The sequence below is a fragment of the Pseudomonas sp. NPDC087598 genome, from assembly GCF_044743525.1.
GTDB lineage: Bacteria > Pseudomonadota > Gammaproteobacteria > Pseudomonadales > Pseudomonadaceae > Aquipseudomonas.
This window is the reverse complement of record NZ_JBIUWQ010000047.1, coordinates 1-22,034: the sequence shown is the minus strand read 5'-3', so window position 1 is coordinate 22,034 and position 22,034 is coordinate 1. Positions and strand designations below refer to the sequence as shown.

The 22,034-nt window shown below is 61.1% G+C and carries 20 protein-coding genes and 1 pseudogene; 13 read left to right on the top strand and 8 right to left on the bottom strand.

From position 1 onward, the window contains the following. Nucleotides 1-7: 7 nt before the first annotated feature. The 4 genes from kdpB (at nucleotide 8) to ACIOWE_RS22195 (ending at nucleotide 6,394) form a co-directional block, all read left to right on the top strand. Entirely contained in the window at nucleotides 8-2,074 is a 2,067-nt protein-coding gene (kdpB, locus tag ACIOWE_RS22210) for a potassium-transporting ATPase subunit KdpB (protein WP_201237325.1), read from the top strand. 245 nt (nucleotides 2,075-2,319) lie between these two features. Then, nucleotides 2,320-2,865 carry a potassium-transporting ATPase subunit KdpC gene (gene kdpC / locus ACIOWE_RS22205; RefSeq protein WP_401395875.1) on the top strand — a complete coding sequence of 182 codons (546 nt, stop codon included), beginning with the start codon at nucleotides 2,320-2,322 and terminating at the stop codon, nucleotides 2,863-2,865. Between the two features lie 130 nt (nucleotides 2,866-2,995). Next, the gene (locus ACIOWE_RS22200; protein WP_401395872.1) at nucleotides 2,996-5,647 is read left to right on the top strand and encodes a DUF4118 domain-containing protein; all 2,652 of its coding nucleotides are present in this window, start codon (nucleotides 2,996-2,998) and stop codon (nucleotides 5,645-5,647) included. A gap of 48 nt (nucleotides 5,648-5,695) precedes the next feature. Then, entirely contained in the window at nucleotides 5,696-6,394 is a 699-nt protein-coding gene (locus ACIOWE_RS22195) for a response regulator (RefSeq protein ID WP_201237328.1), read from the top strand. Nucleotides 6,395-6,509: 115 nt separating this feature from the next. Here ACIOWE_RS22195 and ACIOWE_RS22190 read toward each other — a convergent pair whose 3' ends face one another. Further along, on the bottom strand, nucleotides 6,510-7,547 hold the full coding sequence (locus tag ACIOWE_RS22190) for a patatin-like phospholipase family protein (protein WP_401395868.1): 1,038 nt from the start codon (nucleotides 7,545-7,547) through the stop codon (nucleotides 6,510-6,512). Nucleotides 7,548-7,763: 216 nt separating this feature from the next. Between ACIOWE_RS22190 and ACIOWE_RS22185 the strand changes: the two genes are divergently transcribed. The 3 genes from ACIOWE_RS22185 (at nucleotide 7,764) to ACIOWE_RS22175 (ending at nucleotide 9,921) form a co-directional block, all read left to right on the top strand. Beyond that, nucleotides 7,764-8,042, top strand: a complete 279-nt coding sequence (locus ACIOWE_RS22185) for a hypothetical protein (protein WP_064120270.1) — start codon at nucleotides 7,764-7,766, stop codon at nucleotides 8,040-8,042. A 79-nt stretch (nucleotides 8,043-8,121) separates the two neighbouring features. After that, nucleotides 8,122-8,886: a CHAD domain-containing protein gene (locus tag ACIOWE_RS22180; protein WP_401395864.1), complete on the top strand. Its 765-nt coding sequence runs from the start codon at nucleotides 8,122-8,124 to the stop codon at nucleotides 8,884-8,886. 240 nt (nucleotides 8,887-9,126) lie between these two features. Further along, nucleotides 9,127-9,921, top strand: coding sequence for an acyl-CoA thioesterase (locus ACIOWE_RS22175; protein ID WP_401395861.1), 795 nt, complete (start codon nucleotides 9,127-9,129; stop codon nucleotides 9,919-9,921). Nucleotide 9,922: 1 nt separating this feature from the next. On the opposite strand, the gene ACIOWE_RS22170 is transcribed toward ACIOWE_RS22175, so the two are convergent. The 3 genes from ACIOWE_RS22170 to ACIOWE_RS22160 form a co-directional block, all read right to left on the bottom strand. Continuing rightward, nucleotides 9,923-10,288: an Mpo1-like protein gene (locus ACIOWE_RS22170; protein ID WP_201237332.1), complete on the bottom strand. Its 366-nt coding sequence runs from the start codon at nucleotides 10,286-10,288 to the stop codon at nucleotides 9,923-9,925. 229 nt (nucleotides 10,289-10,517) lie between these two features. Next, nucleotides 10,518-11,999, bottom strand: a complete 1,482-nt coding sequence (locus ACIOWE_RS22165) for a methyl-accepting chemotaxis protein (protein ID WP_201237333.1) — start codon at nucleotides 11,997-11,999, stop codon at nucleotides 10,518-10,520. A 211-nt stretch (nucleotides 12,000-12,210) separates the two neighbouring features. Then, nucleotides 12,211-13,017 (bottom strand): TatD family hydrolase, encoded by an 807-nt coding sequence (locus tag ACIOWE_RS22160; protein ID WP_401395856.1) that lies wholly within the window; start codon nucleotides 13,015-13,017, stop codon nucleotides 12,211-12,213. Nucleotides 13,018-13,253: 236 nt separating this feature from the next. Between ACIOWE_RS22160 and ACIOWE_RS22155 the strand changes: the two genes are divergently transcribed. The 3 genes from ACIOWE_RS22155 to ACIOWE_RS22145 all read left to right on the top strand — a co-directional run bounded on the left by ACIOWE_RS22155 (nucleotide 13,254) and on the right by ACIOWE_RS22145 (nucleotide 15,777). Continuing rightward, nucleotides 13,254-14,675, top strand: a complete 1,422-nt coding sequence (locus ACIOWE_RS22155) for a transglycosylase SLT domain-containing protein (RefSeq protein WP_401395853.1) — start codon at nucleotides 13,254-13,256, stop codon at nucleotides 14,673-14,675. 110 nt (nucleotides 14,676-14,785) lie between these two features. Then, on the top strand, nucleotides 14,786-15,220 hold the full coding sequence (locus ACIOWE_RS22150) for a DoxX family protein (protein ID WP_103304723.1): 435 nt from the start codon (nucleotides 14,786-14,788) through the stop codon (nucleotides 15,218-15,220). 248 nt (nucleotides 15,221-15,468) lie between these two features. Further along, the gene (locus tag ACIOWE_RS22145; protein WP_401395850.1) at nucleotides 15,469-15,777 is read left to right on the top strand and encodes a class I SAM-dependent methyltransferase; all 309 of its coding nucleotides are present in this window, start codon (nucleotides 15,469-15,471) and stop codon (nucleotides 15,775-15,777) included. A 6-nt stretch (nucleotides 15,778-15,783) separates the two neighbouring features. Here ACIOWE_RS22145 and greB read toward each other — a convergent pair whose 3' ends face one another. Genes greB through ACIOWE_RS22130 form a run of 3 tightly spaced genes read right to left on the bottom strand, consistent with a single transcriptional unit; the run spans nucleotide 15,784 to nucleotide 19,503 of the window. Then, nucleotides 15,784-16,281 carry a transcription elongation factor GreB gene (gene greB, locus ACIOWE_RS22140; RefSeq protein ID WP_201237338.1) on the bottom strand — a complete coding sequence of 166 codons (498 nt, stop codon included), beginning with the start codon at nucleotides 16,279-16,281 and terminating at the stop codon, nucleotides 15,784-15,786. 34 nt (nucleotides 16,282-16,315) lie between these two features. Continuing rightward, entirely contained in the window at nucleotides 16,316-18,820 is a 2,505-nt protein-coding gene (locus tag ACIOWE_RS22135) for an ABC transporter permease (protein WP_401395846.1), read from the bottom strand. Continuing rightward, entirely contained in the window at nucleotides 18,820-19,503 is a 684-nt protein-coding gene (locus ACIOWE_RS22130) for an ABC transporter ATP-binding protein (RefSeq protein ID WP_103304726.1), read from the bottom strand. The genes ACIOWE_RS22135 and ACIOWE_RS22130 overlap by 1 nt, the downstream gene beginning before the upstream one ends. A gap of 10 nt (nucleotides 19,504-19,513) precedes the next feature. Here ACIOWE_RS22130 and ACIOWE_RS22125 point away from each other — a divergent pair, with 10 nt between their 5' ends. The 3 genes from ACIOWE_RS22125 (at nucleotide 19,514) to ACIOWE_RS22115 (ending at nucleotide 21,689) form a co-directional block, all read left to right on the top strand. Then, entirely contained in the window at nucleotides 19,514-20,119 is a 606-nt protein-coding gene (locus tag ACIOWE_RS22125; protein ID WP_401395843.1) for an arylesterase, read from the top strand. A gap of 57 nt (nucleotides 20,120-20,176) precedes the next feature. Next, on the top strand, nucleotides 20,177-20,470 hold the full coding sequence (locus ACIOWE_RS22120) for a hypothetical protein (RefSeq protein ID WP_007908575.1): 294 nt from the start codon (nucleotides 20,177-20,179) through the stop codon (nucleotides 20,468-20,470). Nucleotides 20,471-20,717: 247 nt separating this feature from the next. Beyond that, complete coding sequence (locus ACIOWE_RS22115) at nucleotides 20,718-21,689, top strand: L,D-transpeptidase family protein (RefSeq protein WP_401395840.1); 972 nt, start codon at nucleotides 20,718-20,720, stop codon at nucleotides 21,687-21,689. A 126-nt stretch (nucleotides 21,690-21,815) separates the two neighbouring features. On the opposite strand, the pseudogene ACIOWE_RS22110 reads toward ACIOWE_RS22115, so the two are convergent. Next, nucleotides 21,816-21,980, bottom strand: a pseudogene (locus ACIOWE_RS22110) (alanine-zipper protein); the annotation flags it as partial. Nucleotides 21,981-22,034: the final 54 nt, after the last annotated feature.

The following is a 22,034-nucleotide window of genomic DNA, read 5'->3' as shown; positions in this document are numbered from 1 at the left end:
ATCCATCATGAATATGCACGTTCCTGCATCAAAACCTGCGGTGCCGGCCAAGTCGGCAGAAGCACCGAAAACCGCGATCTCGGCCCTGTGGCGCCCGGCGCTGGTGCAAGCGTTCGTCAAGCTCGACCCTCGGCAACTGGTGCGTTCGCCAGTGATGCTGGTGGTCGAACTGACTGCGATTTTCACCACCGTGTTGTGCTTCATTCCGGACAACGTCGTGCCGACTTTCGTCGCCGCGCAAATTGCCCTGTGGCTGTGGTTCACGGTGTTGTTCGCCAACTTCGCCGAAGCCTTGGCCGAAGGTCGCGGCAAGGCCCGCGCCGACAGCCTCAAGGCTGGCAGCGAAGGCCTCAGCGCCCGGCGCAAACTGGCCAACGGCAGCTTTCAAGTGGTGCCGGCGGCGAGTCTGCGCAAAGGTGATGTGGTGCGCGTCGAAGCGGGGGAGATGATCCCCGGTGACGGCGAAGTCATCGAAGGCATCGCGGCGGTCAACGAAGCGGCGATCACCGGTGAATCGGCGCCGGTAATTCGTGAGTCGGGCGGCGACCGTTCGGCGGTCACCGGCAATACTCGATTGGTGTCCGACTGGTTGCTGATAACGATCACCGCCAACCCCGGTGAATCGACCCTCGACCGCATGATCGCTTTGGTCGAAGGCGCCAAACGCCAGAAAACCCCGAACGAAGTCGCGCTCGACATCCTACTGATCGGCCTGACCCTGATCTTCCTGCTGGTGGTGGTGACCCTGCAACCGTTCGCCCACTTCGCCAATGGCAGCCTGCCGCTGGTGTTCCTTGTGGCGCTGCTGGTTACGCTGATTCCGACCACCATCGGTGGCTTGCTGTCGGCGATTGGTATCGCCGGGATGGATCGCCTGGTGCGCCTGAACGTGATCGCCAAATCCGGGCGTGCGGTGGAAGCGGCGGGTGACGTGCATGTGCTGTTGCTGGACAAGACCGGCACCATCACTTTCGGCAACCGTCGTTGCAGCGCGGTGTACGCCGCGCCGGGTGTCAGTGGTCGTGATCTGGCCGAGGGCGCGCTGTTCGCCTCGCTGGCGGATGAAACGGCCGAAGGTAAATCCATCGTCGAGTATCTGCGCGGCCTGCATCCGCAGCCGGAACCGTCGCCGGAAACCCTGACCGCTGTGCCGTTCAGTGCGGAAACCCGTTTGTCCGGTGTCGACTATCAGGGCCGCGTGTATCGCAAGGGCGCGGTGGATTCGCTGCTGAGTTTCCTCGGTCAGAAACGCGCTGACCTGGCCCCGGCGCTGTCGCGGGAAATCGACAAGATCGCCCAGAGTGGCGGCACGCCGTTGCTGGTCTGTGCTGACGGTAAATTGCTCGGCGCGATCCATCTCAAGGACGTGGTCAAGCCAGGTATCCGCGAGCGTTTTGCCGAGTTGCGCAAGCTGGGGATTCGCACGGTGATGGTCACTGGCGACAACCCGCTGACCGCCGCTGCGATTGCTGCCGAGGCTGGCGTCGATGACGTCCTCGCCGAAGCGACCCCGGAGAAAAAACTCGCGCGTATTCGTCACGAACAGAACGACGGTCGCCTGGTCGCGATGTGCGGCGACGGCGCCAACGATGCCCCGGCGCTAGCTCAGGCTGACGTCGGCATGGCGATGAACGACGGTACGCAAGCGGCACGCGAAGCGGCCAACATGGTCGACCTCGACAGCGACCCGACCAAGCTGTTGGACGTGGTGCAGATCGGCAAGGAATTGCTGGTGACTCGCGGTGCGTTGACGACCTTTTCCATCGCCAATGACATCGCCAAATACTTCGCGATCCTGCCGGCGTTGTTCGCCTCGATCTACCCGCAACTGGGTGTGCTGAACATCATGCACCTGACCAGTCCGCAGAGCGCGATTCTCTCGGCCATCGTCTTCAACGCGCTGATCATTGTCGTGTTGATTCCGCTGGCCCTGCGTGGTGTGCGAGTGCAAGCGGCGAGTGCGGCGGCGTTGTTGCGACGCAATCTGCTGATCTACGGACTGGGCGGGATTCTGGTGCCGTTTGTGGGGATCAAGGCCATCGACATGCTGCTCACGGCGTTGCATCTGGTTTGAGGCTGAAAAGAGCCCCTCACCCTAACCCTCCCGAAACGTCGGACCGCCCGTAGGGAGAGGGGACTGACCGAGTGGTTTATCAGAGGTGCATCGACCTGAGATACCGAGCTGAACTCCGGTCTTGAGAAGCACTACGATCGGCTCCCTTTCCCCCTCGCGCCCTTGGGGGAGAGGGCTGGGGTGAGGGGGAAAAGATCTCCCTGACACTCCACCAAAGTTTGCCCAACGAATTCGAGGATTTTGAAATGTCCACAATGATACGTCCGGCCCTGAGCCTGCTGGTGCTGATGACCCTGGTCACCGGCTTTGCCTATCCACTGGTGGTCACCGGCGTCGCGCAAGTCGCATTCCCCGAACAGGCCAATGGCAGTCTGGTTCACGATGCCGATGGCAAGGTCCGCGGCTCATCCCTGATCGCCCAGGATTTTGTCGGCGATGCCTGGTTCCATCCACGGCCATCGGCCGGCGCGTTTGCTACCGTTTCCAGCAGCGCGAGCAACCTCGCACCAAGTAATCCGGCACTGGCCACACGGGTGATCGACGACGCCAAAAAACTGCAGGTTCCCGGGCAAGGTCCAGTGCCATTGGCGCTGTTGACCACCTCGGGCAGCGGCCTCGATCCGCACTTGCCTCCAGCGGCAATTGCCTATCAACTGGCGCGTGTCGCGGCAGCGCGTAATCTGCCGGTGTCGACCTTGCAGCAACTGCTCGATGCGCACATCGAACAGCCGCTGGTAGGGCCGCCGGTGGTGAATGTGCTTGAGCTGAACATGGCACTGGAAGAGCTCTGAATCGTCGCCGCGACCATTCGCGAGCAGGCTCGCTCCCACAAGGAAATGCATACTCCTTGTGGGAGCGAGCCTGCTCGCGAAGAGGGCCGCCAGAACACTGCATAACCATCAGGAAGAGAGAGCATCAAGCATGAGCGACTCCGGCCGCGCCGACGCACTGTTAGCTGACCTGCCCCGCGACGGCCGTGGCCGGCTCAAGGTTTTTCTCGGCGCCGCGCCCGGCGTCGGCAAGACCTACGCCATGCTCCAGGCCGCCCACACCCAACTGCGCCAAGGCGTAAAAGTCATCGCCGGGGTCGTCGAGACCCACGGCCGCGCCGAAACTGAAGCGCTGCTCGGCGGCTTGCCGCAGCAACCGTTGGTGCGCTCGGAATACCGTGGCGTGATGCTCGAAGAAATGGACCTCGACGGCCTCCTCGCCGCCAAACCGAAACTAGTGCTGGTCGATGAACTGGCGCACAGCAATGCCCCCGGCAGCCGTCACACCAAACGCTGGCAGGACATTCAGGAGCTGCTCGCCGCAGGCATCGACGTGTTCACCACGGTCAACGTCCAGCACCTCGAAAGCCTCAACGATCAGGTGCGCGGCATCACCGGCGTGCAGGTGCGTGAAACCCTGCCCGACTGGGTGCTGCAGGAAGCTTACGAACTGCTGCTGATCGACTTGCCGCCGCGTGAATTGCTTGAGCGACTGCGCGAAGGCAAGGTCTATGTGCCGGAGCAGGCCCGCGCCGCAATCGATGCGTTTTTTACCCAGACCAACCTCACCGCGTTGCGCGAACTGGCGATGCAAACCGCTGCCGCGCAGGTCGATAATGATCTCGCTCAGGGCTATCGCCAACTCGGTCAGGCCGCGCCTGCGGTGCGCGGACGTTTGCTGGTCGGCGTCGATGGCGATGCCCAGGCCGAACGCCTTGTGCGTCACGCCAGCCGGGTCGCCCAGCGTCGGCATTTGCCGTGGAGTCTGGTGCACGTCGACAACGGCACGGTGCGTGACGAGCAATCGCGTCTGCGCCTGCAAAGTGCCCAGCAACTGGCCGAGCGCCTCGGCGGCGAAGTGGTGTTGCTGCGTGCCGGTGAAGTGGCGAAAACCTTGATCCAGCATGCCGCTGAACGCCGGGCGAGTCTGGTGCTGGTCGGCCAGTCGCGGCCGCGTCTGCGCCGTCGCTTGTTCGGTGGTGGCTTGGCTGCACGCTTGCTGCGTCAGGCTCATGGTCTGGAAATCAACGTCCTCGACAGCGATCACGAACAGCATCAACCACGCCCTCGATCAGCGCCGACTCTGGTGTGGTTCGACTATGCGCTGGCGCTGGTCGCCACGGTGTTGGCCAGTGCGCTGGCGTGGGCGGTGTCGAGCGTGTTGCCGCTGCCGAACATCTCGCTGGTGTTCCTCGCGGCGGTGTTGCTGGTGGCGGTGCGCAGTAGCCTTGGCCCGGCGCTGGCCTGTGCGGCGTTGTCGTTTCTGACCTACGACTTTCTGTTCATCCCGCCGAATTTTTCCTTCAGCATCCAGCGCGAAGAAGACGTACTGACCTTGCTGTTTTTCCTGTTGATGGCGGCGCTCACCGGTAATCTCGCGGCACGTCAGCGCCGGCAATTACAGGCGTTGCGCGACACCCAGGAAGAGACCACCGAGCTGCTCGATCTGTCGCGCAAACTCACCGCCGCCACCGACCGCCAGGCCGTGGTCAGCGCCGCTGCGCAGCATCTCAATGGCTGGAGCGATCTGCAACTGTGCCTGCTCAATCGCGACGGCCAGGGCGGCTGGAAAGTCGAAACCGGCGGGCCGCTGGAATTCACCGAAGCCGAACGCGCTGCCGCCGACTGGGCCTGGCAGCACGATCAACCGGCCGGCATGGGCACCGGCACCTTGCCGTTCGGTCGTTGGTGGTGGTGGCCGCTTTCCGTCGAGGACGGGCCGTTGGCCTTGCTCGGTGTCGGCGCCAAGGAAGGTCAGACCTTGAGTGGCCAGCGTCGCCGTTTGCTCACCGCGCTCAGTCAGCCATTGGCGCAAGCTCTGGCTCGGGCGCAACTGGCGGATGATCTGGAAGCGGCGCGCCTGCACGGTGAAACCGAGCAACTACGCAGCGCCTTGCTGGCCTCGGTGTCCCACGATTTGCGCACACCACTGACGTCCATGCGCGGCAGCATCGACAGCCTGTTGGCCCTCGGCGAAGCGATTCCTTTGGAGGATCGTCGCGAACTGCTCGAAGGCACCCGCGATGAAGCCGAACGCCTTGACCGCTACATTCAGAATCTGCTCGACATGACGCGCCTCGGCCACGGTGCACTGAAGCTGGCGCGGGACTGGGTGTCGCCCGCCGACATTGTCGGCAGTTCGCTCAATCGCCTGCGCGCGGTGCTCGCGCCGTTGCAGGTCAGCACCGAGGTGCCGGCCGAATTGCCGCTGCTGTTCGTGCATGCCGCGCTGATCGAACAGGCGCTGGTCAATGTGCTGGAAAACGCTGCGCGTTTCTCGCCAAGCCATGGTCGTTTGCAGCTGAGCGCCGGGGCCAATGACGATGAGATTTTTTTCTCGGTCAGCGATGAAGGACCGGGCATTCCCGAAGATGAGCGAGCGAAGATTTTCGACATGTTCTACACCGCTGCGCGTGGGGATCGCGGTGGCCAGGGCACGGGTCTGGGCCTGGCGATCTGTCAGGGCATGGTCGGCGCGCACGGCGGACGAATCAGTGTTGCCGACGGCATCGACGGGCGCGGCACCTGCATCACCCTGCATCTGCCGTTGCAGACGCAACCGGGGATGGACGATGAAGCCTGATTGCGACTGCGCTACTCTCTTGCCAATCTTTTCTGTTGATGTGAATTCATGAGCCAGACTGCGACCATTTTGGTCATCGACGACGAACCGCAGATCCGCAAATTCCTGCGCATCAGCCTCGCCTCACAAGGCTACAAAGTGCTCGAGGCCGGCACCGGCGCCGAGGGTTTGGCGCAGGCGGCGCTGAACAAACCGGACTTGCTGGTGCTCGACCTGGGCCTGCCGGACATGGACGGCCAGCAAGTGCTGCGCGAGTTCCGCGAGTGGGCCACGGCGCCCGTGCTGGTGCTGTCGGTGCGCGCCAGCGAAGGGCAGAAAGTCCAGGCGCTGGATGGCGGCGCCAATGACTACGTGACCAAGCCGTTCGGCATTCAGGAATTTCTTGCCCGGGTGCGCGCATTGTTACGTCAGGCGCCGGCGGGCGAGGCACAGCAAGCGGCGCTGAATTTCGGCCCGCTGACGGTGGATCTGGCGTATCGGCGCGTCCTGCTGGACGGCGCCGAAGTGGCGCTGACTCGCAAGGAATATGCCGTGCTGGCGCAACTGGCGCGGCATCCGGGGCGGGTGATCACGCAGCAGCAATTGCTCAAGGATATCTGGGGCCCGACGCATACTGAGGACAGTCATTATCTGCGGATTGTGGTCGGGCATTTGCGCCAGAAACTGGCGGATGATCCGACGCAGCCACGATTTATCGTGACGGAGGCGGGGGTCGGCTATCGACTATTGAGTGATAACAGCCTGTAGTTTTTATCGAGTCTGCTCAGTCCCTTTCGCGAGCAGGCTCGCTCCCACAGGGGAATGCATTTCAAATGTGGGAGCGAGCCTGCTCGCGAAGAGGCCCTCACAGGCTGCCGGGATTTCAGCCCTGTTCACTGTCATAGCGATCCAGCGTATCCCGGGCAATCTCGCGACCTAGCGCGATCAACTCCGGCGCCTTGTAAAACTCGAAAAACCGACACACGCGCTTCGGCACATTGATCAGAATGTCCGGTGGATACCCGGCGATCTTGTACTGCGCCAGCGACGTCTGCATCACCTCGAAACTCTGGTTGATCAAGTCCAGCAACGACGCCGGCCCGACGTTATCGATGATGAATGAACCGGTGGCGGACTTTGGCGCGCCTTCACGCTCGGGAGCGGCGGCGGGCTGTTGGGCTTCGGGCTCGGCGCCTTCGAGCCACGGATTGATATCCGCCGCTTCGGCACGCAAAGCTTCCTGTTCCAGCATCAACAATTGTTCGGCCTGCTTGCGGCGGAACGGCATCTTCGACCCCAGCGAACTGATCAGGCTGTCGAACCTCGAGCGAAACGCCGCAGGACGTTGAATCACCGGCAACTTGTAATGGCGCTGGTTGGTCGAGTTGAGATTGACCGCAATGATCAAGTCGCAGTGACTGGACACCACCGGCACGATCGGCAGCGGGTTGAGAATGCCGCCGTCGACCAACATCCGATTGCCCTGCATGACCGGGGTGAACAGACTGGGAATCGCCGCCGAGGCGCGCATGGCCTGATGCAGACAACCTTCCTGAAACCAGATCTCCTGCTGGTTGGTGAGGTCGGCAGCGACGGCGGTGTAAGGGATGCGCAAGTCTTCGATGTTGATCTCGCCGACGATCTTGCGGATCTGGCCGAAGACCTTTTCACCGCGAATGGCGCCGAGACGGAAGCTCACGTCCACCAGCCGCAGCACATCCAGGTAATCCAGACTTTCGATCCAGTTGCGGTACTCGTCGAGCTTGCCGGCAGCATAGATCCCGCCGACCACCGCGCCCATCGAACAACCGGCAATACAGGCGATTTCGTAACCGCGTTTCTCGATCTCTTCAATGACCCCGATATGGGCATAGCCCCGAGCGCCTCCGGAGCCCAGCACCAGTGCGACACGTTTTTTCATCAAACTTCCTCCCGACAAGGTTTCACAATGCACCCATCGAAGGGCAGGCTCAATCGCCAAAGTCGTTCAGTGCGCCGCTGACGTCGTTTTTTCGCAACTGCCTGCCCCTTCGGCGCTATCCTTTTCGCCAGCGCAGAAACACGTCGGGGCAAGGCACTTTTTCGCCGGCAAACCGTCTTACCTGCACGACTGTTGACCTAATTTGAGGTGTGAGTGATGAAAGCCTGGATCTGTGTGCCGTTGATGGCTCTGGCATTGGCCGGTTGCGCCGGTAAAACTGCTTACCGCGACAGCTGCGGCAGCCAGCTCGACGCGGCGTGGCATGAGCTGGATCTGGCCAAGGCCGAAGGTTTTGCCGGTACGGTCAGCTATTCCAAGGCCCTGTCGTTGCTGACGGCCGCCAAGACCCAACAGCAATTCGAAGGTTTCGAAGGGTGCAGCAACAAGGCCGAGAAGGCGCGTTTCTACATTCGCGAATCCCGCGCCGGGCGCTAAGCTGCTGACGTAGCGCAAGGATGCGGCTGTGACACAACGGCAGACTCATCCCCAAAGCCATTTGAATCAGGAGCAAGTGATGTCTGCATTGGTTGATCGTCTGGTGGCCCATGTCCTGAGCCTCGAAGTGCGGCTGCTGGCCTGTCAGGCGCGATTGACCGCACGTACCGACCCCGAAGCGCTGCACGATCTGCGCACCACGGTACGGCGCTTGCGCAGCCTGTTGCGGCCGTTGCGTGGTCTGCCGGGTGTCGAGCAACTGGAAGCCGCCGCCTCGGCGGTTGGCCAATTGACCACGCCGTGGCGTGATCGCGAAGTGCTCGCGGCGTATCTGCTCAAGCACGATCAGCCTGAAGCTGCGCAACGGCGTCTGGTGCAAATGGCCGAGGCCTATCCGGCGCTGGCGGCGAGTCACGAGGTGGCTTCGCTGTTGATGATGCTCGACGCGTTTCCGCGTTTCTTGCGCGCCTCCCAGCGCCAAGGCTTGCTCAAGGGCCTGGATAAACGCATCGAAAAACGCCTTGGCAAACAGTGGAAAAAACTCGACGAAGCGCTGCACGATCCGGCCCATGACCGCCATCGTCTGCGCCTGCTGATCAAGCGCGTGCGCTATGGCATCGAAGCCTATCCCGAGCTGGATCGCTTGCCGGAACCGGCGCTGGAGCGTCTGAAGGCGGCGCAAGGCGCCTTGGGCGATTGGCACGATTGCTGGCAGTGGCTGGCGAAGGCCGAGCAGGAGGCGGACTTGCAGCCCTGTGTCGCGACGTGGCGGTCGACCATGATCAAGGCCGAAGCCAAAGCCGATCGCGTGCTCGAAAAGCTCAGCTCAACCTGCTTCAAATAATCCTCAATCAACCCAAAAAACCTGTAGGAGTGAGCCTGCTCGCGATAGCGGTCTGACATTCAACAACTGAGTTGGCTGTCAGACCGCTATCGCGAGCAGGCTCACTCCTGCAAGGGATTTCAGTGTGACTGATATTGGTTGAAGGCCTTTCTGTCAGCGCATTTGACCGGAATAGACGCTGCGGTGCTCTGCCGGGCTGGTTAAGATCCCCGCATTCACTTTTCGCTTTCCGAGGTTGCCATGCGCTTTTGTGATCTGCTCGACGCGGTCCGCCGTCATCCGCAACTGACCATTCCCGCTGAATGGGGTCAGGGCCGCGCCAGTTTTGGTGGTCTGGTCGCCGCGCTGCAATACGAAGCCATGCGTGCGCGAGTGCCGGCGGATCGCCCGGTGCGTTCCCTGGCGATCACCTTTGTCGGGCCGGTCGAGCCTGAAGTCCCGGTGAGCTTCGAGGTTGATGTACTGCGTGAAGGCAAAGCGGTCAGCCAGGTGCTGGGGCGCGCCATGCAGAACGGTCGGGTGGTCACGATCGTGCAAGGCAGCTTCGGTGCATCGCGGCCTTCAGAGGTCGCGGTTGAAGCCTATCCGGCGGCCGAAATGAAACACTGGGACGAGTGCCCGGAATTGCCCTATATCAAAGGCGTGACGCCTGAGTTCATGCGCCATCTGGCCATGCGCTGGAATGTCGGCGGCATGCCGTTCACCGGCAATCCATCGCGGCTGATGGGCGGCTGGGTACGGTTGCGCGGGGATGTGCGAGAAGAGCCGGTCAGTGAGGCGCATTTGCTGGCGCTGGTCGATGCATGGCCACCTGCGCTGCTGCCGTATCTGAAGAAGCCTGCACCGGGCAGCACGTTGACCTGGACCATTGAATTTGTTCAGCCGTTACAGGATCTGAGCACGCTGGACTGGTGCAAATACCTCGCCGACATCGAATACGCCGCCGACGGTTACGGCCATGTGGCCGCCAAGCTGTGGAGTGCGCAAGGGCAGTTGATTGCGATGAGTCGCCAGACCGTGACGATCTTTGCCTGAATCAATGCCGACGGTGACGCTCACGCCAGGCGCGCCACCAGCCGCCGCTGAGGAAGAAGCGCGGAAAAGTCAGAAACTGTTCGACCAGCAGACGTGATACCGCATCTTTGCGATCACTGAACGGCTCGGAGGCTTGCGCCTCCAGGCTGTGACCGTGACGCTGGAGAGCCAGCGCCGCGACAATGCCGATCACGCCGATAGCCACACTGGCCAGGCTCAGGCTGAATACCCCGGACACGATCAACAGAAACGCAACGATGAACAACGGCACGGCAATCAGGTGCAGCACCAGATTGGTCGGATGCTGATGATTGTTCGGGTATGCGCGCCATTGCCACGCGGGAAGGTTGGGGTGACGTTTGCCCATGTTGATTACTCCTCGATCCATGTTGAACTCATGGGTTGAAGAATAGGCCGGGGCGGGGAGGGCGGCGAATCAAGCTTGGCTATTGAAGTGATAGGCACAATGGCCGGATTCGATGGTGTCTGGGTTGACGCCATCGCGGGCAAGCCCGCTCCCACAGGGATCTCCAGCGAACACAGATTTTGTGCACACCAGTGATCCTGTGGGAGCGGGCTTGCCCGCGATAGGGCCTTCAGAGTTTCAACTGTCCAATGGCCTTGCTGAGTTCCCCGGCCAACGTCGCCAGCTCATTACTGGTCGTCGCCGAATCCACCGTCTGCTGCACGGTGTTCTCGGTCACATCGCGAATGCTCACCACCGCACGATTCATCTCTTCGGCCACCTGACTCTGCTGCTCTGCCGCCACCGCAATCTGCGTGTTGCTCTCACGCATCTGCGCCACCGCTCCGGTGATCTCCGCGAGGGCCTCGCCAGCCTCTTGCGCCTGCTGCACGCAGTCGTCAGCCTTGTACGAACTCTCCTGCATGAAATCCACCGCATCGCGCGTGCCGGCCTGCAACGCCGAAACCATAGTGGTGATCTCATCGGTGGAGGTCTGTACGCGCTTGGCGAGGTTGCGCACTTCATCGGCAACCACCGCAAAACCACGGCCCATCTCGCCGGCCCGAGCCGCTTCAATGGCGGCGTTGAGCGCGAGCAGATTGGTCTGTTCGGCGATGCTGTGGATCACGCTGACCACGCCGTTGATCTTCTGGCTGTCCTCGGCCAGACGCTGGATCATCTCGGCGGTCTGCTGCACACCGCTTGATAACCCGGCAATCGAATGCTGCACCCGTGCCACCACTTGCTGGCCGCTGCCGGCCAGGCCGTCGGCGGTCTGCGACAAATCACGAGTGGCGCCGGCGTGTTGAGCAATGTGATAAACCGTGGCGGTCATTTCGTTGATCGCCGTGGCGGCCTGATCGGTTTCGCTTTGCTGGCCGAGCATGCCGTGACGCACTTCGTTCATGCTCAATGCCAGGCGCGCGGCACCAACATCCAGTTGCCGCGCGGTGTTGGCGACGGTGGTCACCACGCGTTGATAACCGGCCTGCATCGCGTTGAATGCATTGGCCATCTGCCCGACTTCATCTTTGCAGGCCAGCGGCACCCGGGCGGAAAGGTCGCCGCTTTTTTCGACATGCAGCATCACGTCTTTCAAGGTGTTGAGCTGGCTGAGCAGGAAACGGATCAACAGTTGCGAAGCGCCGAGCATCGCCAGCATCAGGATGAGCACGGCCACCGCGTAGTTGGCGAAGCGCTCGCTGAATACCTGCGTCAGGCTTGGGCCATAGGCGATCACCGCGACTTGTTGGCCATCGGCGCGGCTGAACACTTCGGCGCCCATCAACGGGTTATCGCCGAACAGCGGCATGTGATTGATCTCGTTCCAGCCGTGGTTGTCGGTGATCTCCAGCAGCGGTTGATCGTTGAGGCGCGGCGCTTCGCCACGTTTGAAGGTCAGCACCTGATCGGCCTTGGGCAAGGCTTGCCCGACCGGCCAGCCCTTGAGCAATTGTGCCTGAGCCTGAGCGGACGCCCGCGCGGCATGGCTGCGGGCCTGCTGCTCAAGCTGCACGGCGTACAGCACCAGCAGCAGAGTGGTGACGAAGGCGACCGCGTTGACCGCCCAGAATTTGTATTTCAGCGAGATATTGCTAAGCCAGGCACCCATGGAGGTCTTCTCTGATAGCGGAAACAGTTTTGGCAAGGTGCCAGTATTGTGCCGCTATGCAGGTCTGCAGATCTTGATATGGGTCAACAGGCGACACTGCAAATCATCTGTGGGAGCGAGCCTGCTCGCGAATGGGATGTCAGTCGCCATTTACTTATATGATTCACCGCTTTCGCGAGCAGGCTCGCTCCCACATTTGAGATTTGATGCGTCAGGAGAGACTGGGGAGTTTGAAGAATGCCCGGGCACACGCGGTGGTATGTGCCGCCAGATCTTCCTCGGTTTCGCCCCGATGCAACGCCACCTCGCGCAGCACTTCAGTCAGATACGCCGGCTCATTGCGACCATTCTTCGGCTTCGGGCGCAAGGTGCGCGGCAACAGGTACGGCGCATCACTTTCCAGCATCAGCCGTCCGCGCTTGATCTCCTTGACCAGCGGATGCAAGTGCGTGCCCCGGCGCTCATCGCAGATCCAGCCGGTGATGCCGATATGCAGGTCCAGATCGAGGTAGCTGAACAGCGCCTTTTGCTCGCCAGTGAAGCAATGCACCACGGCGGCAGGCAGCTGATCGCGGAAGTCTTTGAGGATTTCCAGCAGGCGCTGACTGGCATCACGTTCATGCAGGAACACCGGCAGTTGCAGTTCGACGGCCAGCGCCAGATGTTCTTCGAGGACTTTTTCCTGCTGCGGGCGCGGCGAAAAATCACGGTTGAAATCCAGTCCGCATTCACCCACTGCAACCACGTTGCTTTCCTTGAGCAAACTGCGCAGTTGTCTGGCGCTGTCAGCGTTCCAGTCACTGGCCGAATGCGGGTGAATCCCGGCGGTGGCGAACAATCGTTGCCCGCTGTCATCGAGTTGCTGGCACAGCTCCAGTGCCTGCTCGCTACCCTCGACGCTGGTGCCGGTCAGCACCAATTGGCAGACCCCGGCAGCATAGGCACGGTCGAGTACGGCCTGGTGTTTGTCGGCGAAACTTGGGTTGGTCAGGTTGACGCCGATATCGATGAGTTGCATGGTTGCTACCTCGGGCCGAAGGCCGGAAAGCATACCAGAGCTGTAGATTCATAAGAAAAGCCAAGAACTACAACGAGTTATAGCTGTCTTTTGATGCCGCGACGCAGCCCGGTTTGGCAAAACTGCCATCACTGTGCCAGTCTCTCGCACTTTGTCAGCGCTCAGGCGCTCTGTTTTCGTCGGTGATTTTCGACCGTTCAGCGGTGAAATCGCCCCGTATTCTTTCCGGAGAGTGGATGGTTCGTCCCTCGGTTTTGTTGCTGTTGTGTGGTTCGTTGCTGCTGCCGATGACGGCGGTTGCGCGCCTGCCCGGGCCGCTGCAAGCCGTGCCCGCAGCGAAAGTCCGCGATCTGTCGGAGATTCGCAGCAGTCGTGTGCTGCGGGTGCTGGTCAACCAGAGCCGCAACAGCTCCGGCGAAGTCCAGGGCCAGTCCATCGGTATTGAATACCATCGCCTGCGCGCCTTCGAGCAATACCTCAACGGCCACGCCCGTGACGGTCAGGAAATCACCCTCAAGATCATTCCCAAAGCCAAGGATCAATTGCTCGGCGCATTGCAGCGCGGCGAAGGCGATCTGGTCGCGCCGGGTGAATTGCTTGATCTGCAACCGGGGCACGCGGTGGCCAGCAGTGAGCCGATCGCCAGCAACGTGCCGCTGGTGCTGGTTGGCATCAAGGGCGAGCGGCGCTACACAAAGGTCGAGCAACTCTCCGGGAAAACCCTCGCGTTGCCCACCGGCAGTGCGGCGGGCGAAGCGGTCAGCCAACTCAATCAGAAACTCGCCTTGCACAAACTGGCGCCGATCAAGATCGAATGGGTCGATCCGACACTGGCGGTCGAAGACGTGCTGGAAATGGTCCAGGGCGGAATCTTTCACCTGACCATCGTCGAGCAACCGATTGCCGAGCGCTGGGGCAAGATCCTGCCGAAACTGCGCTTTGATCGACAGTTGATGATCAGCGAGCCGGGCGAGGAATACTGGTTCGTGCGCCGCGATGCGTCGATGCTGCGCGCGAGCATCGATCGCTTCCTCACCGGTTACAAAAAACCGGCGAACGAAGACGCGGCGTTCCTGCGCATCTACCGCCGTCTCTATCAAGTCCACTATCCATTGGCCAAGGCCGATCGCCAGCGCCTGGAAAAACTGCGGCCAACCCTGCAAAAGCATGCCGATGCACAGCGCATGGATTGGCTGAACCTGGCCGCACTGGCGTTCAAGGAATCGGCGCTGCAACCCAATGCTCGCAGCGGCAGTGGCCCGACCGGCCTGATGCAGATCACCCCGTCGGCTGCGCAACGGGTTGGCGTCAACAATATTCAGAATCTCGATGCCAACGTGCAGGCCGGAGCGAAGTACCTGGCGATGATCCGTCGCAAATTCTTCAACAGCCCAAAACTCAATGAGCGCGAGCGCATGGCGTTCACCCTGGCGGCCTACAACATCGGCCCCGAGCGGGTGCAGGGCATGCGTGCCGAGGCCCGCCGACGCGGACTGAATCCCAACCAGTGGTTCTTCCAGGTCGAGCGTATTGCCATGGAACAGGTGGGAATGGGGCCCGTCAGCTATGTTAATAGCGTGAACAAGTATTACTTGGCGTTCGATCGGGAGCGGAAGTCGTTGGAGCCCGGTGGACAGAAAGTTGTCTCACGCAAATGATCTAATAATTTGATTGTTATAGCGGAATATTTGCGCTTTTAACATGAAATTAACTGATTAATATGGCGGCCAACCAACACACAACTTCTCGCAAAAACAAGGAATGCCCCATGAGCTCTCTGATCAACAAAGTACTGTTCACCCGCGCTGGCTACGGTCTGACTATTCTGCGCATTGCTGTCGGCGTGATCTTCGCCGCCCACGGCTCACAGAAACTCTTCGGTCTGTTCGGTGGATACGGCCTGGCGGGCACCGCACAGTACATGGACAGCATTGGCCTGCACCCGGGCTACGTGATGGCTACGCTGGCTGGCGGCACCGAATTCTTCGCTGGTCTGGCCTTGATCATCGGCCTGCTGGTGCGCCCGGCGGCGTTGGGCCTGACCTTCCTGTCGCTGGTGGCAATCTTCACTGTGCACATCAGCAACGGCTTGTTCATGGCCAACAACGGCTACGAATTTGCTCTGGCCCTGCTCGGTGGCAGTCTCGCCGTACTGATCGAAGGTGCCGGCAAGCTTTCGGTGGATCGCGCCATCGCCGGTTGAGCGCTCTGATTCAAGCAAAAGGCCCGCATTGTGCGGGCCTTTTTTGTTGTGGCTGATTCTTGACACTGATCGGTCACGTTCTCTAGGATGTTGCCCATGCGCCGATTTAAACAGCTACTTGCGGGGCGCCAGGTGACTTCAACAGTTGCCGTCAGAAGCCGGAACAGGGCTTCGAAATACCGCTAAAGCGCTGGTTCGGTGTTGCCTCTCACCTGCCATGCAGACTTTTGAGGCAGAGACACGACACGATGAATGCACTACGCCCTCCAGCACGTCCCGCGCCGATCACGGCACATATCACCCAGCGCAACCCGAAAATCCTCCTTGGCGGCAAACATCAGCCGACGCTGTTGCGTTATCTCGATGGCTGGCCACGCCGTAGCGGCGGCCCGGCTGCATTCCTGATCCAGTTCGTTGAAGATGGCGAGTCGCTGGCGCGTTTCGCCAGTGACAGTTTTGATCTGGCGGTGATTCAGGCGCCGAGCCAAGAGGACGCGGCGCAAATGATCAAGCAACTGGTGCGTGTCGCCCGGCAGGGTTTGATCACCCGTCGCTGACAGCGCTTAGGGGTATTCGATCGCCACGATGTACACGCACTGCTCGCCGGTTGGCGTCTGCACCCGCACTTCCGCGTCCAGCGCCTTGCCGATCAGGGCGCGGGCCAGCGGTGAGTCAATACTGATCAGGCCCAGTTTCAGATCCAGCTCATCCGGGCCGACGATGCGGTAGCGCGATTGCTTGCCGTCCTCGTCCTCGATGGTCACCCAGGCGCCGAAGTACACCTTGTTCGGGTCGCTGGGCTTTTCGCTGACAACCTTGAGCGCTTCCAGACGTTTGGTCAGAAAGCGCACGCGGCTGTCGATCTCGCGCAGCATTTTCTTGCCGTAGGTGTATTCGGCGTTCTCCGAGCGATCACCCTGAGCCGCCGCCTCGCTGACCGACTGCGTTACCTGCGGACGGCGCACATGCCACAGCTCATGGAATTCGGCGCGCATCCGCGCTTCACCTTCAGGGGTGATCAGCGCGGTACCGGCGGTGCGGGGAGGGCGATAACGGCTCATGGCAACTTCTTGTGATTAAGACGGCTGGAGTCTATCAACCCTCGCGCAACACTGTCAGCGGACTTGCGTTGAGCGCCCGACGCGTGCCGAACACTCCGGCACCACCGATCAATGCCGCGCCAATCAGTGGCAGCACCAGCAGCCACGGATGCGGATGCCACGGCAGATCGAAGGCGTAGCGATACAACAACAGACTCACGATCTCCGAACCGATCGCCGCAAGCAAGCCGCTGACCGCGCCGAGCAGGCCGAACTCGATGCGCCGAGCCTTGACCAGCAACTTGCGTTCGGCCCCGAGTGCCCGCAGCAGCGCGCCTTGGCGAATGCGCTCATCCAGCGTTGCCTGCAATCCGGAAAACAGCACCGCCATCCCCGCCGCCAGGACAAACAACAACACATATTCCACCGCCAGAGTGACCTGAGCGAGGATGCTGCGCAGCTGTTCGAGCAGGGCTTCGACCTGAAGAATGGTCACCGCCGGGAAGGCCCGCGACAGATCGACAATCTGCTGATCGTGACCGGGCGCCAGATAGAAGCTGGTCAGATAGGTCGCCGGCAGATCCTTCAAGGTGCCGGGCTGGAAGATCATGAAGAAGTTAGGCTGGAAGTTGTCCCAGTTGATGTCCCGCAGGCTGGTGACCTTCGCTTCACGATTGACGCCGCCAACACTGAACACCATGTGATCGCCGAGTTTGAGCTTGAGGCTCTCGGCAACTTTGCCTTCGACCGAAACGCCCGGGACATCGTCGGATGGCTGTTCAGTCCACCACGAGCCTGAAGTCAGTTTGTTGCCGGCGGGTAGATCAGCCGCCCAGGTCAGGCTGAGATCGCGCTGAACCGCACGGTCGCCAGCGGAATCCTTGCTGACGATTTGCTGCACCGGTTCGCCGTTGATGCTGATCAATCGTCCGGGAACGACTGGGTACAGCGGCGCGGCCTGAGCCGACACATTGACCAGATGATCGGTGAACGCCTGTTTGTCCGCTGGCAGGATGTTCAGGGCGAAATAATTTGGCGCGTTTTTCGGCAACTGGTTTTGCCAGGTGTCGAGCAATTCGCCGCGCAGCAGGGCGATCAACGCCATCGACAATAGAATCAAACCAAACGCCAGTGATTGCCCGGCAGCCGCCAACGGATGGCGCAACAATTGGCCGAGACCCAAGCGCCATGGCAGCGAGGCACGGGCCAACAGGCGACGCAAACTGTTCAGCAGCAACAGCAGCAGTCCGCCGAGCATGACCGCCGCCACGACACCGCCACCCAGCAGGGCAAACGTCAGCAGCAGATCAAGACTCAAGCGCCACATGATCAGACCCAGCGCGCCCAATGCGGCGCCGTAGACCATCCAGGTGCTCGGGGGGATCGGCAACATGTCCCGGCGTAATACGCGCAACGGCGGTACCCGACCCAGCGCGGCGAGCGGCGGCAGGGCGAAACCTGCCAGGGCCACCAGTCCGGTGCCGATCCCGGCAATCGCCGGAAACAGGCCGCCGGGTGGAACATCGCTCGGCAGCAGGTCATGCAGCAGCGCGAACAAACCCAGTTGCGCCAGCCAGCCAAGCAAAGCACCACTGAGTGCGGCCAGCAGCCCGAGTACGGTCAGTTGCACACTGAACAGCAGCATGGTTTCCCGGCGTGACAAACCGAGGCAGCGCAGCAAGGCACTGGCATCGAAACGTCGACTGGCAAAACGATTCGCCGACAACGCCACGGCGACACCCGCCAGCAGTACGGCGACCAGACTGGCCATGTTCAAGTAACGTTCGGCTTTGCCCAGCGCCCCGCCAATTTGCCGATTGCCGTCGCGCGCATCCTGAATTCGCTGGTTCGCCGCCAGTCCCGGTTTGATCAATTGTCGATAGGTTTCCAGCGCCTGCGGTTCGCCACGCCACAGCTCGCGGTAGCTCACCCGGCTGCCGGGCTGCACCACGCCAGTGGCGGCAAGGTCATCGAGGTTGATCATCACCCGGGGCGTGAGGCTGTAGAAGTTGCCGGCACGATCCGGTTCATAAGTCAGCACGCGAGTCAGTTTCAACGTCTTCATGCCGACATCGATGCTGTCGCCGATCTTCAGATCCAGCGCCGTCAGCAGGCGGGCTTCGACCCAGGCTTCACCGGGTTGTGGTTCGCCACCGGGTTCTTCGGCGGCGAAAGGCGCTGGCGCACTCTTGAGTTCGCCGCGCAATGGGTAGGCGCGGTCGACGGCTTTGATACTCGACAACTGAATGCCGTTGTCGGTGGCGATGACGCTGGAAAACTCCACCACCTGCGCATGACTCAAGCGCAAGTCGGTGCCGCTCCTGATCTGTTCCTCACGGGCCGGAGAACTGCCTTCGAGCACCAGATCGGCGCCGAGAAACTCGGTCGCGCGCAGCGTCATCGCGCCGTTGAGTCGGGCGCCGAAATAGCCGATGGCGGTGCTTGCCGCTACAGCGACAACCAAAGCGAAGAACAACACCCGCAATTCTCCGGCGCGGGCATCGCGCAGCAATTGGCGAATGGCGAGACTGAACAGGCGCAACAGCGGCAGGCGTGCCATCAAGGCTCCAGAGGGGCGACCAACAGCCCGGCTTCAAGACGGATCAGGCGCCGGCAGCGATGAGCCAGGCGTTCGTCGTGGGTCACCAGCACCAGGGTGGTGCCGCGTTCCTTGTTCAATTCGAACAGCAAGTCGCTGATGCGCTCGCCGGTATGGCTGTCGAGGTTGCCGGTGGGTTCGTCGGCGAACAGCACGTCCGGCTCGGCTGCAAACGCCCGGGCAATTGCCACGCGTTGCTGTTCGCCACCGGAGAGCTGGCGCGGCGAGTGCGTCAGGCGCTGACCGAGGCCAACACGTTGTAACAGTTCAGTCGCACGCTCGCGGGCATCCTTGCGGCCATCGAGTTCCAGCGGCAGCATGACGTTTTCCAGGGCGTTGAGACTGTCGAGCAACTGGAATGACTGAAAGACAAAACCGACGTGCTCGGCACGGATACGCGCGCGCTGATCTTCATCGAGATTGCTCAGGCTCTGGCCGGCGAGGGTAACTTCGCCGCTGCTCGGCAGGTCGAGGCCGGCGAGCAGGCCGAGGAGGGTGGATTTGCCGGAACCGGACGCGCCAACAATGGCCAGGCTGTCGCCCTTGTTCAGTTCCAGGCTGAGTTCGTGCAGGATAGTCAGTTCACCTTCCGCGCTGGGAACCACTTTGCTGAGGTTCTTCGCGGTGAGAATGCTTGCGCCCATGGAGAATACGATGCGTGTGTGGTTTTTGAGTGCTGGCCTGGCCTTGATGTGCATGGCCCAGAACGCAGCGGCGGGTACTGTCCTGATCGTTGGCGATAGTATCAGCGCCGGTTTCGGACTGGATACCCGCTTGGGATGGGTATCGTTGCTCGAACAACGGCTCAAGAAGGAGGGTTTTGACGACAAAGTGGTCAATGCCTCCATCAGCGGCGATACCAGTGCTGGAGGCCAGGCGCGGCTGCCGGCGCTGCTTGCAGAGCATAAGCCGGAGTTGGTGATCCTTGAGCTGGGGGGCAACGACGGCCTGCGCGGAATGCCGCCCACGCAATTGCAACAAAACCTTGCGGCGATGATCGACAGCTCCCGTCAGAGCGGTGCCAAGGTGTTGTTGCTCGGCATGCAATTGCCGCCCAACTATGGCAAGCGCTACACCGACGCCTTCGCCGAGGTCTACGGCAAACTCGCCGACGACAAAAAGATCCCGCTGGTGCCGTTTTTCCTCGAAGGCGTGGGCGGTCATCCGGACTTGATGCAGGCCGATGGTCTGCACCCGGCGGCCGGGGCTCAGGGCAAGTTGCTGGAAAATGTCTGGCCGACGCTAAAACCGCTGTTATGAGGCTTTTCTAAGGGCAGGCTTTCGGCTAATGTGGCGCCCCCTTATTTGGAGCCCCCGATGTCGCGTTCTGCCTGGTCCCTGTTTGCCTACCAACTGATCGAGCCTGACGAGCAGCTGGATCTGTTCGCCTGCCAGGAAGTGCGGGTGCATCTGGTGACCCGTCAACTCGAACTTGGCGGCTCGGCCGATCGCACCCTCTGCGGCAGTCTGCTGCCGGCGCAACCGCGCTGGTCGAGCGTGGATCGCCGGGTGTTTCAGGATCAGCGTCTGTGCTCGCTGTGTCGGGCGATTCTGGAGTCGCAGAAGCGCGGCACGTCGCCGATCTGGCCTGAGTTGCGTTTCGAGCTTTAACGTCGGGCACGACTTATTGTGGCTAGGGCGCTTGTCGAATCTTCGCAGCGTCCCGCTCGGCGGCGCGGCCGTCGTGAAAAGCTTAAATACAATTTCATGAATCCCGTGCGGGCCTCCAGCAAGGCCTGCTGCGCAGTCCAGCGGGAGCAAGCTCCCTCGCCACAGGTCTTGTGTCTCCCCGAATATTCAAAGTGCGGTGTACAATCGCGCTCTTATACCCTTGTTGATCATGCGAAGGATTTTCCGGATGTTGCCGCGCTTTCCTGCCGTCACCCGCTGCCTGTCACTTGCCGCCCTGTGTGTGGCCGGTCCCGTTGCTGCATTGGAGTTTCCCCTGCCACCACCCGGTGAAGACATCATCGGTCAGGTGCAGGTGATCAAAGCCAAGTACGAAGACACCTTCGCCGATTTGGGCACGAAGTACGATCTGGGCTATTCGGAAATGGTTGCGGCCAACCCGGGCGTCGATGCCTGGTTACCGGGTGCCGGCACCGAAATCGTTCTGCCAACGCGCTTCATTCTGCCGCCGGGCCCGCGCGAAGGCATCGTGATCAACCTCGCCGAATACCGCCTCTACTATTTCCCGAAAGGCCGGAACGTGGTGTACACCTTCCCGCTGGGTATCGGTCGTGAAGGTTGGGGGTCGCCGATCGCGCATACCTCGATCACCGCCAAGACACCGAACCCGACCTGGACCCCGCCAGCCTCGATCAAGGCTGAGCACGCCGCTGACGGTGATCCGCTGCCAAACGTGGTGCCGGCCGGTCCTGACAACCCGCTGGGACCGTTCAAGTTCACCCTCGGCACGCCGGGCTACCTGATCCACGGTTCGAACAAGAAATTCGGCATCGGCATGCGCACCAGCCATGGCTGCTTCCGCATGTTCAACAAAAACGTGCTGGAGATGGCCGGCATGGTGCCGGTCGGTACCTCGGTGCGTATCCTCAACGATGCTTACAAGTTCGGGCGCAGTGGCGGCAAGGTCTATCTGGAAGCGCACACGCCGATCGACGACAAAGGCAACCCTTCGGTGGTCGACAAGCACACAGCGGTGATCAACGCGATGCTCAAGCGTGATGACATCACCAACAACCTGCGCATGAACTGGGATGTGGTGCGTGACGTGGTTGCAGCCGAAGATGGCCTGCCTACCGAGATCGGCACGCCGAACACCTCGGCGCCGATTGTCTCGAGCGCACCGATCGATCTGCAGCAGTAAGGGGCAGATCCAGAGCCCGCCGACGCCTCAAGCGTCGGCGGGTTTTTTTGTGCCCGGACAAAAATGCCGAGCACAAAAAAGCCGACCCAAAAAATGGGTCGGCTTGATAATAATCCCGAGGGATTATTACTTGCGGCTAGCTTTGTCCAGCATGCGCAGAGCACGCTCGTTAGCTTCGTCAGCAGTCTGTTGTGCTTTTTGAGCAGCAGCCAGAGCTTCATCAGCTTTACGGTAAGCTTCGTCTGCACGAGCTTGGGAGCGAGCAGCTGCGTATTCATTATATGTCAGACGTTCTTATGTTTATTTAGTTTCGGTGATGTATATGTTTGTGTTATCTGTTTCATT